The 13,995-nt window shown below is 73.0% G+C and carries 10 protein-coding genes; all 10 read left to right on the forward strand.

Annotated elements, in window-relative coordinates; all coding sequences use genetic code 11:
* Window positions 1–1,511 (forward strand): BTAD domain-containing putative transcriptional regulator (locus AB0F15_RS32925; protein ID WP_360278980.1); only part of this gene is annotated, 1,511 nt, incomplete at its 5' end.
* Between the two features lie 215 nt (window positions 1,512–1,726).
* Window positions 1,727–3,391: a class I adenylate-forming enzyme family protein gene (locus AB0F15_RS32930; RefSeq protein ID WP_360278983.1), complete on the forward strand. Its 1,665-nt coding sequence runs from the start codon at window positions 1,727–1,729 to the stop codon at window positions 3,389–3,391.
* Window positions 3,392–3,411: 20 nt separating this feature from the next.
* Window positions 3,412–4,455, forward strand: coding sequence for a 3-deoxy-7-phosphoheptulonate synthase (aroF, locus tag AB0F15_RS32935; RefSeq protein ID WP_360278985.1), 1,044 nt, complete (start codon window positions 3,412–3,414; stop codon window positions 4,453–4,455).
* 29 nt (window positions 4,456–4,484) lie between these two features.
* Window positions 4,485–6,416: an FAD/NAD(P)-binding protein gene (locus tag AB0F15_RS32940; RefSeq protein WP_360278988.1), complete on the forward strand. Its 1,932-nt coding sequence runs from the start codon at window positions 4,485–4,487 to the stop codon at window positions 6,414–6,416.
* Window positions 6,413–7,729: an adenylosuccinate lyase family protein gene (locus AB0F15_RS32945; RefSeq protein WP_360278990.1), complete on the forward strand. Its 1,317-nt coding sequence runs from the start codon at window positions 6,413–6,415 to the stop codon at window positions 7,727–7,729. Before AB0F15_RS32940 ends, AB0F15_RS32945 begins: the two co-directional genes overlap by 4 nt.
* Window positions 7,729–8,820: a branched-chain amino acid aminotransferase gene (locus tag AB0F15_RS32950; RefSeq protein WP_360278992.1), complete on the forward strand. Its 1,092-nt coding sequence runs from the start codon at window positions 7,729–7,731 to the stop codon at window positions 8,818–8,820. The genes AB0F15_RS32945 and AB0F15_RS32950 overlap by 1 nt, the downstream gene beginning before the upstream one ends.
* Window positions 8,821–8,867: 47 nt before the next feature.
* Window positions 8,868–10,136 carry an ATP-grasp domain-containing protein gene (locus AB0F15_RS32955; RefSeq protein ID WP_360278994.1) on the forward strand — a complete coding sequence of 423 codons (1,269 nt, stop codon included), beginning with the start codon at window positions 8,868–8,870 and terminating at the stop codon, window positions 10,134–10,136.
* 50 nt (window positions 10,137–10,186) lie between these two features.
* Window positions 10,187–11,404, forward strand: a complete 1,218-nt coding sequence (locus AB0F15_RS32960) for an ATP-grasp domain-containing protein (RefSeq protein ID WP_360278997.1) — start codon at window positions 10,187–10,189, stop codon at window positions 11,402–11,404.
* Entirely contained in the window at window positions 11,401–12,642 is a 1,242-nt protein-coding gene (locus tag AB0F15_RS32965; protein ID WP_360279000.1) for an MFS transporter, read from the forward strand. Before AB0F15_RS32960 ends, AB0F15_RS32965 begins: the two co-directional genes overlap by 4 nt.
* A 17-nt stretch (window positions 12,643–12,659) precedes the next feature.
* The gene (locus AB0F15_RS32970; protein ID WP_360279002.1) at window positions 12,660–13,994 is read left to right on the forward strand and encodes a hypothetical protein; all 1,335 of its coding nucleotides are present in this window, start codon (window positions 12,660–12,662) and stop codon (window positions 13,992–13,994) included.
* Window position 13,995: the final 1 nt, after the last annotated feature.

Below are 13,995 nucleotides of genomic sequence, written 5' to 3' on the forward strand. Positions count from 1 at the left end.
CGGCCTCCGCGGCGGCCGCCCCCGGGCGGGCCGCCGCGGCCGTCGAGCTCTTGGAAGCGGCGCTCGCGCTCTGGAACGGGCCCGCCCTGTCGGGGCTGGACAACCCCGTGTTCGAGATCGCCGCCGCGCGGTTCGAGGAGAACCGGCTGACCGCGACCGAACGGCTTGCCGCGCTGCGCCTGGACGGCGGAGAGGCGTCGGCGCTCGTGCCGCAGCTGGGCGAGCTCGTCTCGGGGCACCCGCTGCGGGAGGAGTCCCGCAAGCTGCTGATGCTGGCCCTGCACCGGTGCGGGCGGACGGCCGACGCGCTCAACGCGTACGAACAGGGCCGCCGGATGCTGCGGGACGAGCTGGGCGTCGACCCGGGCGCGAGCATCCGCGAGCTGTACGAGCGGATCCTGCACGACGACCTGCCGAAGCGGCGGCCGGAGCCCGCCCCGGGCCGGTCGTTCCTGCCGTACGACACCGCGCACTTCACCGGCCGCGCCGCGGAGCTGCGGGCCCTGTCGGTGAGCCGGTCGGCGGGAACCGCGCTGAGCATCCTGGCCATCGACGGCATGCCCGGCGTCGGCAAGACGACACTGGCCGTCCGGCTCGGCCACCAGCTGGCGCACCGGTTTCCGGAGGGGCACCTCTACCTCGACCTGCACGGGCACACGGCCGGCCGGGAGCCGCTCGAACCGGACGCGGCGCTGGAGCGGCTGCTGCTGGACTTCGGGCTCGCGCCGGACCGGATCCCCCACGGCTGCGGCCAGCGCGCGGCGCGCTGGCGCGCGGAGCTCGCCGAGCGGCGGGTCCTCGTGGTGCTGGACAACGCCCTCGACGCCCGGCAGGTCCGTCCGTTGCTGCCCGGCACGGGAAAGGCGCAGGTGATCGTCACCAGCCGCCGCCGGCTGGCCGGCCTCGACGGCGTGACGGCCCGTTCGCTGGACGTGTTCGGTGCGCCCGACGCGGCGGCGCTGTTCACCCGGATCGCCGGCGCGGACCGCACGGCGGGCCGGGCGGACGCGGTCGCGGAGGTGGTGGCGCTCTGCGGGTACCTGCCCCTGGCGGTCGCGATCGCGGCGTGCCGGTTCCACAACCGGCCGGCGTGGTCCCTCGACGATCTGGTGTTCCGGCTGCGCGACCGCGTCACGCGCCTCGCCGAGCTGAGCCTGGAGGACCGCAGCGTGGCGTCGCGGCTCGAGGTCTCCTACGGGAGGCTGCCGGCCGGGCAGCGCCGGCTGTTCCGGGTCCTGGGCGCGACCACGGGCCCGGGCGAGGAGTTCGACGCCGCCGACGCGGCGCGGCTGGTGGGCCGGCCGGTGCCGGAGGCGGAGCGGTCGCTGGAGGCGCTGTTCGACGCTCACCTGCTGCGCCAGCGGGCCGCGGGGCGGTACCACTTCCACGACCTGGTCCAGGAGCACGCGCGGACGAAGGTGGATGAACCGGACCTGGGCGACGGGCTGCTGACCACGTTCGGCCGGACGACGCTGGCTCCGGTCGGCGAGCTGGAGCGCAGCGTCGGCTGAACCGCCCGGGCCACCCCGATCCGTCCGTAGCCGACCGGCTCCGGACGGTTTTCTTTTGCCTGCCGGTGACCGGGCGAACTCGCTGTGCGACTCCGATATCCGTTGCCCCGCAACGCCGTCGCCGCCGATGCAGCACTGATGCGTCGCCGATGGACGCATCCGGCACCCTCGGTCGTGGAGTCGAAAGCCGCGGTCCCGCAGCAGAAAGTGATGCCATGGAGTTCACGCACAAGACGGTACTGAGCCCGGAACTGCGGGCACAGGTTCTCGCCGACCCGAGCATCGGCGGGGGCAACCTGCTGCCCGCCATGCTCGAGCTCAACCCCCGTCCGGACGAGCCCTTCATCCACTCGCTCACGCCGATCCCCTACACCGACGGGGAAACGAAGCACTGGTTCAGCCTCCGCGACCTCGACCACCTCGTGCAGAGCTGGTCGGTCTGGTACCTCGAACGGGGTGTCCGGCCGCACGACCGGGTCGCCGTCTTCCCACCCGACTCCCTTCAGTACTTCCTGCACCTTTCGGCGCTCGCGCGGATCGGCGCGATCTCCATGCTCATCAACAGCAATGCGAAGCGCGACAGCGCGGTCGCCCTGATCGAGCGCAGCGGGGCCGTCGGCCTCTACACCGACTCCGACCGGCTCGACCGGATCGCCCCGGACCTCGACCGCCTGAACCTCGCGTGGGTCCACACCGGCCAGGCCGGGCCGCCGTCGGCCGTCCTGCCGGACGCGGACCACTTCCGGCACCACCCGGACGACCCCGTCGGCCTCATGCACTCCTCCGGCACCACCGGCCTGCCGAAGCCCGTCATCCACACCCACAAGACCATTTTGGACGGTCCGAAGTGGCGTGCGGTGAACTACCTGGAAGAACCCGGCGCGCTCATCCTGAACGCGCTTCCGCAGTCGCACCAGGGCTGTGTGTCGTTCAACGCCTACGCGGTGCTGGGCGGCCAGCCGATGGTCGTCTGGCGGGACGTCTCCGGCGCCGAACTCGCCGACGCCGTCGAGACGCACAAGCCGACCATGGTGATGGCGTTCGGCCACGCCTACCCGGAGCTCGCGGCCGTCGAGACGCCGAAGGGCGCACTCGACTCGGTCAACATCTGGGTGTCCATGGCGGACGCCATCCACGAGCGGCACCTGAAGGACATCCTCGGCCGCCGTTCGCCGGAGCTGCCGCCGGCCGCGTTCCTCGACCGGCTCGGCACCACCGAGCTCGGCTGGGGCGTGCTCATGCAGCCGCGCACTCTCGCGACCGAGCGCAACGACCGCTGCGTCGGCAAGCCGGTCGGGTTCGCCGACGTCGCGATCGTGCGGGAGAACGGCACGCTCGCCGAGCCCGGCGAGTACGGCTTCCTCGGCGCCAAGCCGCCGTCGATGACCGTGGGCTACTGGGGGAACCAGGACACCTACTACCGCAGCAAGCTCGCCGGCTACTGGCTGACCGGCGACATCGCGTACCGCGACGAGGACGGCAACTTCTACCAGGTCGACCGGGCGGTCGACGTCGTGCACACGGCCGCCGGGCCCGGGTACTCCGTGCTGATGGAGGAGCTCATCCTCAACGAGGTCGCCGGCGTCGAGGACTGCACCGTCGTGGCCGGCGGCCACCACGGGGAGCAGGTGGCCGTGGCCGTCGTGACCGGCCGGGACGTGGACGCGGAGAAGGTGCTGTTCGCGGCCAACGAAGTCCTGCGGGCCAACGGGAAACCCGAACTGTCCGTCGTCGAGGTGGCCACCGGCGACGACGACTTCCCGCTCGGTGTGACCGGTAAGTCGCTCAAGCGCTTCCTCCGGGACAAGTACAAGGACCTCGCCGTGCACGTCCGTGACCGCCGGGGGAAGAACCTCGCCACCAGCGACGCGCTGGCGTGAAACCCTTTCGAGAAGAGACGATGGCCGTGACCGACGAAGACTTCCTGCTCGTGTTCGATGAGACCGTGACCCGCGCCGGGGTCGACGGCTGGCTGCGGCACCTGGAGTCCGCGGGCGTGCCGACGCAGATGTACCGGCTCGGCGCCGGCCACGTCCTGCCGGTGTCCGGAGCGGACGGTGACGGGCTGCTCGCCGCGGCGCCGGACCTGCCGCGGCCGACCCGGCGCGTGCCGCGGGGCGGCGAGGCGTGGCTGGGCCGCCGGGAGATCCGCCCGGGCGGCACCGCGGTGTCCCTCGGCCCGGCCACGATCGGCGACGGTTCGGTGGCGGTGATCGCCGGCCCGTGCGCGGTCGAGACGTCGGAGCAGATGCTCGCCACGGCGGAGCTCGTCGCCGAACACGGCGCCGTCGGCCTGCGCGGCGGGGCCTTCAAGCCGCGCACGTCGCCGCATGCGTTCCAGGGGCTCGGGTTCACCGGCCTGGAGCTGCTCGCCGAGGCCAGGGCGAAGACGGGCCTGCCGTTCGTCACCGAGGTCGTCGACCCGGAACACGTCAAGCGGCTGGCCGAGGTGGTGGACGGCTTCCAGATCGGCGCGCGGAACATGCAGAACTTCGCGCTGCTGAGCGCGGTGGGCCAGAGCGGCCTGCCGGTGGTGCTCAAACGCGGGTTCGGCTGCACCGTCGAGGAGACGCTCGCCGCCGGGGAGTACCTGCTGCTCGAAGGCAACGACCAGGTGGTGCTGTGCGAGCGCGGCATCCGCACGTTCGAGCCGTCGTCGCGGTTCACGCTCGACCTGACGGCGGTGGCGCTGTGGAAGCAGCGCACCCACCTGCCGGTCATCGTGGACCCGAGCCACTCGGGCGGACGGCCGGAGCTGGTGGAGCCGCTGTCGCTCGCCGCGGTCGCGGCCGGGGCGGACGCGCTGCTGATCGACGTCCACGTCCGGCCGGAAGAGGCGCTGTGCGACGCGAAGCAGGCGCTGCGACCGGAGCAGTTCGCCGGGCTGATGAGCCGGCTCGCCGGCGTCGCGGCCGGGCTCGGCCGGAGCCTGCAGAGACGCTGACCAAGTCACCAGTACGAGAGTGGGAGACAGTGTTCGGGGAGACGTCGGAGATCGCGGTGATCGGGCTCGGCCCGCGCGGGTTGTCGGTCGCGGAACGGGTGAGCGCCAACGCCGGCGCGCTCGTGCCACGCGGCCACCGGCTCGTGGTGCACCTCGTCGACCCGCGGCTGGCCGACGGCGGCCAGGTGTGGCGCAGCACGCAGGACCGCCTGCTGCTGATGAACACCGTCGCCGGCCAGGTGACCATGTTCGTCGACGAGACGGTCGACTGCGCGGGTCCGGTCGTGCGCGGTCCCAGCCTGTACGAGTGGGCGCGTTCGATCGCGCTGCTCGGCAGCCCGGACGTGCCGGCCGCCGTCCGGGCCGAAGCCGAGGCGCTCGGCCCGGACGACTACCCGTCACGGGCGTTCTACGGCAGCTACCTGCGCTGGACGCGGCGGCGGATCACGCGGACCGCGCCGCCCGAGGTGCGGTTCGTGGCCCACCAGGCGCGGGCGGTCGACGTCCGGGACGGCCGCGCCGGCCACCAGGATGTCGTGCTGGACGACGGCACGATCGTCGCCGGCCTGGCCGCCGTCGTGCTCGCGCTGGGGCACCAGCCGCACGAGCTCAGCCCGGCCGAAGCGGAGCTGAGCCGGTACGCCGGGCGCCACGGCCTGCGCTACTTCGGGCCGGGCAACCCGGCCGACGAGCCGACGGACGGCGTGCCCGCGGGGGAGCCGGTGCTCCTGCGCGGGATGGGCCTGAACTTCTTCGACCACCTGGCCCTGCTCACGCTCGGGCGCGGCGGCCGGTTCACCCGCGAGCCGGGTGGCGCGCTGACGTACGTGCCGTCCGGACGGGAACCGCGGCTGGTCGCCGGATCGCGGCGCGGTGTCCCGTACCAGGCGCGCGCCCGCAACGAGAAGGGCGCGTCGGGCCGGCACGAACCGCGGTTCCTCACACCGGCGGTGATCGGGCGGCTGCGGGACGGCGCCGACTTCCGCCGCGATGTCTGGCCGCTGATCGACCAGGAGGTGCGCACGGTCTTCCACGCGGCCCAGGTGCGGCAGCGGGGGTGCGCCTGCGACGTCGAAGAGTTCACCGAAGCCTTCGCCGCGGCCGGCCCCGCCGAGGTGCCGCTCGACGGCGATCCGCTGGCGGTGCGCGAGACCGGGGCGCAGCGGATCGTCCTGGCCGAGTTCGGTCTCGACCGGAGCTGGGACTGGCGCCACGTCGCGGTGCCCTACTCGGCCGCCGATCTCACCTCGACGGCGGCCTTCCGCGCGTGGCTGCGGTCCGCTGTGGACACCGAGCTGGCCGAGGCGCGCACGGGCAACGTGACCGGCCCGCTCAAGGCGGCGACGGACGTCCTGCGCGATCTGCGCAACGAGATCCGGCTGGCCGTCGACCACGGCGGGATCTCCGGCGCCTCCTACCGCGACGACCTGCGGCGGTGGTACATGCCGCTCAACGCGTACCTGTCGATCGGGCCACCCGTCGAACGCGTCGAGCAGTTCGGTGCGCTGCTGGACGCGGGCGTGCTCGAGGTGCTCGGCCCGGACCTGCGGATCGAAGGCACCGGCGGCCGGTTCGTCGCGCGGTCCGCCGCGTGCCCCGACGTCGTGGTCCGCGCGAAGACGCTGATCGAGGCGCGCCTTCCGGACACCGACGTGCGGCGCACGACGGACCCGCTGCTGCGGACGCTGCTCGCCCGCGGGGAGTGCCGCCCGTACCGCATCGGCGAGTTCGAGACGGGCGGGCTGGCGGTCACCCGGCGGCCGTACCACGTGGTGGACGCGGGGGGCCGGCTCCACCCGCGGCGGTTCGCGTTCGGGGTACCGACCGAGGCGGTGCACTGGGTGACCGCGGCGGGCATCCGGCCGGGCGTCAACTCGGTGATCCTCGGCGACTCGGACGCCATCGCGCGGTCGTGCCTGGCGATCGCGGTGGACCGCGACGAGCTGGGGAGGACCGCATGAGTGAGCTGCTCGCTCCCGCATGGGCCGCGACCGGCGCCGGCGCGCTCGTCGACGACCACGCGCTGCTGACCGCGATGCTCGCCGTCGAGGTCGCCCTCGCCGAATCCCAAGCCGAGCTGGGCGTGATCCCCGAGGAGGCGGCGAAGGCCATCCGGGCCGCCGCGGTCCCCGGAAACCTGGACCGCGCAGCCATCGCCGAGGGTGTCCGCGAGACCGCGAACCCCGTGGTCGCCTTCGTCGCCGGGCTCACCGCCGCGGTCGATCCGGCCGCCGCCGAGTACGTGCACCGGGGCAGCACCAGCCAGGACATCCTCGACACCGCCCTGATGCTCCTGTGCACGGCCACGCTCGGCCGGGTCGAGCGGGATCTGCTCGCCACCGCCGGGACCCTGGCCGGGCACGTCCGCGCGCACCGGGACACGCCGATGGCCGGGCGCACCCTGACCCAGCACGCCGTGCCGGTCACGTTCGGGCTCAAGGCCGCGACCTGGCTGCACCTCGTGCTCGACGCCGTCGAGCGGATCCGGCGGGCCCGCACCGGGCTGCCCGTGTCGATCGGCGGCGCGGCGGGAACCCTCGCCGCTTACGACGAGTACGGTCCCGGCGCGCCGGAGCTGCCGGACCGGGTGGCGCGGAAACTCGGCCTGGCCCGGCAAGTACTGCCGTGGCACGGGATCCGGACGCCGATCGCCGACGTCGCGTCGGCTTTGCTCGTCACCACGGGCGCGCTCGGCAAGATCGCCGCGGACGTCCTCGTGCTGTCGCGCACCGAAATCGGCGAGGTCACCGAAGAGCGGGCGCCGGGCCGCGGAGCGTCCTCGGCCATGCCGCAGAAGCACAACCCGGTGTTCGCGACGCTGGTGGCGACCGCGGCCCGGCAGCTGCCGCCGCTCGCCGTCGTCCTCTTCCAGTCGATGTCGGCCGAGGACGAACGGTCATCGGGCGGCTGGCACGCGGAGTGGCAGCCGCTGCGGGACGCGCTGCGCACCACGGCCGGCGCCGCCGCGAACGCCGTCCGCCTGGCCGAGACGCTGCGGGTGCGACCCGAGGCGATGGCGGCGAACCTGCGGCTCACCCGGGGCGCGATCGTCTCCGAACGCGTCAACGCCTTCCTGGCCCCGAAGCTCGGCAAGGCCGTGGCCAAGCGCCTGCTGGCCGAGGCGGCCGTCGAAGCCGAGCGCACCGGGGCGGACCTGGCCGACGTGCTCGGCGCGGACGTTCCCCCGGGCCTGCTGGACCCGGCGGGCTACACCGGGCTCGCCGGCCCACTGGCCGACCGGGCACTGGCCCGCTTCGAACGCGAGGAGTTCTGATGACCACCCTGGAGTTCGCGCCCGAGCGCGTCGAGCCGATGCCGGCCGAGGAGCGCGAAGAACTGCTGCGCACGCCCGGGTTCGGCTCGCTCTACTCCGACCACATGGTGACCGCGCGGTGGACCGCCGGTCGCGGCTGGCACGACGCCCGGACCGGCCCGCTGGCCGCGTTCACCCTGCACCCGGCCACCATGGCGCTCCACTACGGACAGACCGTCTTCGAAGGGCTGAAGGCGTTCTGGCGCCCCGCCGGGCAGCGTGTGCTCTTCCGGCCCCGCGACCACGCCGCCCGGTTCGCGCGCTCGGCCCGCCGGATGGCCATGCCCGAGCTGGCGGAGGCCGACTTCGTCGCGGCGGTGGAGGCGCTGCTCCGCGTCGACGGCGACTGGGTGCCGAGCGCGCGCGGCCACAGCTTCTACCTGCGGCCGTTCCTGATCGCCGCCGAGACGCACCTGTCCAACCGGCCCGCCGAGGAGTACCTGTTCGCCGTCATCGGCAGCCCCGCCCGGCCCGCCACGGCCGAGCCGGCGCCGATCCGGCTGTGGGCGTCACCCGAATACGTCCGGGCGGCCGACGGCGGCACGGGCACGATCAAGTGCGGCGGCAACTACGGCGGGTCGTACATCGCGCAGCGCGAGGCCGTGGCGCACGGGTGCGACCAGGTCGTCTGGCTGGACGCGCGCGAACGCCGGTACGTCGAAGAGGTCGGCGGCTCCAACCTGTTCTTCGTCGAGGGCGACCGGCTCGTCACCCCGCCGCTGAGCGGAACGCTGCTGGCCGGCATCACCCGGGACTCGGTCCTGCGGCTGGCCGGGCGGCTCGGCCTGAGCGTCTCCGAAGAGCCGGTCACCCTCGACGGCTGGGAACGCGGCTGCCGGGAGGGACGCATCACGGAGACGTTCGCGTGCGGCACGGCGCGTGCCGTGGCGCCGGTCGGGCACGCGGTGACCCCGGACGGCGAGTGGCCGATCGGCGACGGCACCACGGGCCCGGTCACCCGCCGCTTGCTGAACGCCCTGCTGGACGTCCAGTACGGCCAGGCGCCCGACGACTTCGGCTGGCTGCACGCCGTGGCCGGGGGCCATCGGTGATGAGCCTCGGCGTCCTCAACGAAAACCGGGAGAATGAGGAAACGGCCATGAGACGCATCGGGTTCGTCGAGTCGAACCGGTCCGGGTCCGGGTTCGACGCCCTGCGGGCGGCGCGCAGGCTGGGTCTGCACGTCACCTTCTTCAGCTGCGGCCTGGACCGCTACCACGCGACGCCGGGCGGCACCGAAGTGCTCGAAACGTGCGTCGACGAGGTCGTGACCTGTCCGACCCACGAGCTGGAACCGCTGCTGGAGGCGGTGAAGGCGGTCGACGCCGCGACCCCGCTCGACGCGCTGCTCTCGGTGGCCGAGTACGAGGTCATCCAGGCCGCCGAGGCGGCGCGCCAGCTCGGCCTGCCCGGGCCCGACCCGGCCGCCGTCCGGATCGCGCGGGACAAGGCCGCGCAACGGCGGCGGTGGGCCGAGCGCGGCGTGCCCGTCCCGGAGTTCCGCGTCGTCACCACCGTCGAACACGCCCTGCGGGCCGCCGAAGAGATCGGGCTGCCGTGCGTGGTCAAAGCCGTGGACGAGACCAGCGGTGCGCACGTCGTCCGCTGCACCACCCCGGACGAGGTCACCGCGACCTTCACCGCGATCCGGTCCGCGGCGACCAACCGCCGCGGCCAGGCCCGCTCGCCCGAGGTGCTCGTCGAAGAATGCCTCGTCGGGTTCGAGGTCAGCGTGGAGATCCTGGCCGAGGCGGGGGCCGTCCGCGTGCTCGGGGTGACCGACAAGATCCTCGGCGGCCGCAACCGGTTCATCGAGCTCGGGCACGGCTTCCCGACGGCGCTGCCGGACCCGGTCCGGCGCGAGCTGGAGTCGGCCGCCGTGGCCGCGACGACGGCCGTCGGCTTCGACCTCGGCATCGCGCACGTCGAAATCAAGTACACCGGCGCGGGCCCGAAGCTCATCGAGATCAACCCCCGCCCGGCGGGCGACCGGATCACCGAGCTGATGGACCACAGCTTCGGGTGGTCCACGATGGAGCTGCTGATCCGCCAGTACCTCGGCGAGTCCGTCGGCGACGTCGTCACCGAGCCGCAGGCCGGCGCGGCGATCCGTTACCTCACCGCCGATCCCGGCGTCGTGACGGAGGTGACCGGCCTGGCCATCGCCGCCGCGCTGCCCGGGGTCCGCGAGGCCGTCGTGTCCGTCGGGCCCGGGGGGCGGGTGGATGCCCTGCGGGTGAACGAAGACCGGGTCGGTCACGTCCTGGCGACGGCCGGTGACGCCTACCTGGCGGGCCGGATCGCCGAAGCCGCCGCCCAGCAGATCGTGGTCGGCACCCGCGCCGATGCGTCGCCGATGGCCCGCTGATGGCCGCGTCGGCGAGGCTGGACCCACGCCGAGCCCGGACAGGAGAAGACATGCCGAACCTCGTGATGGTCATGCCGTACAAGGCGTACCTCGGCAAAGCGCGCGCGGAGGGCTTCCGGATCACCGCGATCTGGGACCCGGCCGAGGCCGCGCGGCTGTTCGGCGCGGACGCCCCCGGGTACCTGAAGGAGGTCGAGGCGCTCGCCGACGGCCTCCGGCTGGTGGACTTCACCGACCGCCTCGCCTACGCCGACGCGATCCGGGCCGCCGTCGGGGAAACCGGCGCCGAGCACGTCTGGCACGTCGGCAGCGAGGAGAGCATGCAGCTCGCCTACGACGTTGCCGACGAGCTCGGCAAGGCCGTCAACTCGCCGCACTCGGTGCTCCTGCTCAACGACAAGCTCGCCCTGCGCACCCTGTTGCGCGACAAGGGCATCTCGACGGTCCGGTTCGCCACCGCGGACCGCTGGCAGGACGTCGAACCCCTGCTGGCGGGCTTCACGCTGCCGGTCGTGGTGAAGCCCGCCGCGCTGTCGGCCAGCCGGGGGACGCGGCTGCTCACCGATCCCGCCGAGCTCCCCGCCTGGGGCGGCGAACTCGCCGCACTGGCCTACTCCGGGCCCCTGCTCGTCGAGGAGTACCTGCGCGGCCCGGAGTTCAGCGTCGAGACGATGACCGTGCGCGGGGAGCACCACGTGCTCGGCGTGACGCGCAAGCTGCTCGGCCCGCTGCCGCACTTCGTCGAGCGCGGCCACCTCTTCGGCGAGCCGGAGACGGCCGGGACACGGCAGGTGGCGGCACTCGCGGTCGAACTCCTCGACGCCGTCGGCTACCAGTGCGGGCCGGCGCACACCGAGGTCATCCTCACCGCGGACGGCCCGCGGATCGTGGAGTCACAGGCGCGGCTGGGCGGGGACAAGATCCCGGACATCATCGAGCACGCGCGCGGGTTCGACGTCAAGCGGGCGATGTTCGCGGCCCTCGCCGGACGCGCGTCCCTGCCGGAACCCGGCGGGCCGGTCGGGCACATCGCCTACTTCGCCTTCCCCACCGGGACCCTCCGGAGGGTGTCGGGTCTCGAGGAGGCACGCGCACTGGACTACGTGGACACCCTGAGCTTCCCGTTCGTCCCCGGTGACGTCCTGCCGGAGACGGTCAGCTCGAAGACCCGCCACGGGTTCGTCATCCTCACCGGCTCCGCGAACGCGGCGGAGGCCCAAGCCCGCGCGGACCACGTCCGCGCCCTGATCGAAGTGGAAGTCCGATGAGGGCCTTCTTCGCCCTGCACCGCAACGTCCGGGTCCGGATCGGCCTCGCGTTCGTGCACAAGCTGATCGACGCGATGATCCTCACCTTCATCGCGATCTACCTCGCGGCGCACGTCGGCGTCGCGGTCGCCGGCGCGCTGATCCTGGTGTTCGCCGCGTTCGCGGTGGTCGGCATGCTCGCCGGCGGGCACCTGTCCGAACGCTGGGGACGCCGTCCCGTGCTCATCGTCGGAGACGTCGTCGGTACCGGGTTCCTCGCGCTGATGGCGGTCGCCTACTACTCCGGCTGGGGCGCGCTCGCCGTCTACTTCAGCTACGCCATCGTGAAGTTCGGGACGAACCTCGCACTGCCCGCCAACGACGCGACGATCATCGACGTGACGCCGCCGGACGAGCGCAAGTTCGTCTACACGGTCAACTACTGGGTCATCAACCTCGCGCTCGGCACCGGAGCGCTGCTCGGTGCCTTCCTGTACAGCACCCACTTCGGTGCGGTGATCCTCGGCGGCGCGATCGGCATGGCGGTCGCCCTCACCATCACCGTCACGCTGGTGGCGGAGACCAGACCGGACACGCCGCGGCCGGCCACCAAGCTCACCGGGGTCGCCCAGTTCGTCCAGGGGTACCGGGTGGTGCTGGCCGACTCGACGTTCCGCCGGCTGATCATCGCCGCCACGCTGATCCTGACGCTCGAAGGCCAGCTGAGCACCGCGATCGGGATCCGGCTGGCGACGGACTTCCCCACCCAGCCCGTGTTCCCGTTCGGCGCTGTGACCGGCGTGGAGATGCTCGGCGTGCTCAAGGCGGTCAACACCGTGCTGGTCGTCGCGTTCGCGCTGGTCGTCAACACGCTCCTGAAGCGGATGCCCGACCGCGCCCGCCTCTACTCGGGCATCACGCTGTACGCGGGCGGGTTCGCGGTCCTCGCCGTCACCGACGACGCGTGGCTGCTGCTCGTCGCCGTCGTGGTGCTGACCGCCGGCGAGCTGATGAACCTGCCGGTGCAGCAGGCCCTGCTGGCCGAGCTGGCCCCGGACGACGGCCGGCCGCGGTACCTGGCCGCGTACTACCTGCACATCCGGTTCGGCCAGATCGTCAACTCGATCCTGATCAGCCTGAGCGCGATCGTCAGCATGCAGGGCATGGCCGGGATCTACCTGGTCTTCGGCGTCGTCATCATCCTCCAGTACCGCGTGATCCTGGCCCGCCGCGGGACACCCGTCCCGGTCTCCGCCTGAACCCCTGGAAGGTAACCATGTCGGCACGGTCCGATCTGATCACCGAGTCCTACCTCGCCGCGTGCGCGGAACCGGAGAACCCGTTGCGCCACGCCCGGGCGAGCCTGGAGCTGTCGGAGACCAAACGGCTCTCCTGGCCCCGGTTGCTGCCGCGGCCGGTCGTGGTCGACGAGGCGGAGTACCGCGCGTTCGGCCGGGACCTCGTCACGGTCTACGAGCTCGTCGGAACCTTGCCGCGGCGCCTGTTCGACGGCGACTTCACGCGGTTCCGCACCGCGCTGGGCATCGACGACCGGCACGCCGCGCTGATGACCCGGCTGCTCGGCGAGGGACCGCCGCCGCTCTACGGCCGCGCCGACGTCTACTACGACGGCACGGCGTTCAAGCTGCTGGAGTACAACATCGGCAGCGCGCTCGGCGGCCTGGACATGGTGGGGACGCTGCCCAAGGCGTACCTGCGGGTCCCGGCGGTCGCCGAGTTCGCCGCCGAGCACGGCCTCGGGTTCCTCGACATGGGCTCCGACCTCGCCGAGGCGCTGCGCACCGCGGGCAAGGCGATCGGCGCCGGCGAGCCGGTGGTCGCGATCGTCGAAGGCCCCGGCGGGATGACGACCTACGGCCACCAGCGCCGGGCCATCGCGGAACTGCTGGCGGAGAACGAAGTCGAGTGCCGCGTCGGGGAGATCGGCGACCTGGTGTACCGCGCCGGGAAGCCGTACCTCGACGGCACGCCGGTCGACGTCATCCTGCGGTACTACGGCCTCGAGGAAATGCTGGCGCACCCGGACTGCGACGCGCTGCTGGAGCCGGTCTTCCGCGCCCACGAAGCCGGCCAGGTGGTGGTCTGGACGCCGACGAACGTGTTCGGCAACAAGGGAACCCTGGCGATGCTGTCGGAGTTCGCCACGCTCTTTTCGGCCGAGGAGCAGGCCGTGATCGACCGCGTGCTGCCGTGGTGCCGGATGCTGGGACGTCCCGGCGCCGGCCCGGACGCGGGCCGCATCGAAGAGTGCGTCGAGCGGCAGCAGCAGCTGGTCTTCAAGCCGACCGGGCTCTACGGCGGCCAAGGTGTCGTCATCGGCCAGGAGGTCGACGCGCGGACCTGGCGCGAGACCCTCGACGCCGGTTCGCGGACCGGCTCGCTCGTCCAGGAGATCGTGCGGCCGAACCTGGAGACCGTGATCGACCCCGAAACCGGCGCCCGCTCCGAGTGGTACGCGCTGTGGGCGGCGTTCATGACCCCGGCCGGCCTGTCCGGCGGCGGCGTGCGCGCGATCCCGCCCGGCGGCACCACCGTCATCACCATGATCAACAATCCCGACGTCCGCAACACCTGCCTCTTCACCTGCTGAG

The organism is Amycolatopsis sp. NPDC026612 (assembly GCF_040638285.1).
Taxonomy (GTDB): Bacteria; Actinomycetota; Actinomycetes; order Mycobacteriales; family Pseudonocardiaceae; genus Amycolatopsis.

What these genes read in the sequence shown, in the direction of transcription:
- AB0F15_RS32930 (WP_360278983.1), top strand. Translation starts at nt 1,727, where the DNA reads ATGGAGTTCACGCACAAGACGGTACTGAGCCCGGAACTGCGGGCACAG.
- AB0F15_RS32955 (WP_360278994.1), top strand. Translation starts at nt 8,868, where the DNA reads ATGAGACGCATCGGGTTCGTCGAGTCGAACCGGTCCGGGTCCGGGTTC.
- aroF (WP_360278985.1), top strand. Translation starts at nt 3,412, where the DNA reads ATGGCCGTGACCGACGAAGACTTCCTGCTCGTGTTCGATGAGACCGTG.
- AB0F15_RS32950 (WP_360278992.1), top strand. Translation starts at nt 7,729, where the DNA reads ATGACCACCCTGGAGTTCGCGCCCGAGCGCGTCGAGCCGATGCCGGCC.
- AB0F15_RS32960 (WP_360278997.1), top strand. Translation starts at nt 10,187, where the DNA reads ATGCCGAACCTCGTGATGGTCATGCCGTACAAGGCGTACCTCGGCAAA.
- AB0F15_RS32945 (WP_360278990.1), top strand. Translation starts at nt 6,413, where the DNA reads ATGAGTGAGCTGCTCGCTCCCGCATGGGCCGCGACCGGCGCCGGCGCG.
- AB0F15_RS32965 (WP_360279000.1), top strand. Translation starts at nt 11,401, where the DNA reads ATGAGGGCCTTCTTCGCCCTGCACCGCAACGTCCGGGTCCGGATCGGC.
- AB0F15_RS32970 (WP_360279002.1), top strand. Translation starts at nt 12,660, where the DNA reads ATGTCGGCACGGTCCGATCTGATCACCGAGTCCTACCTCGCCGCGTGC.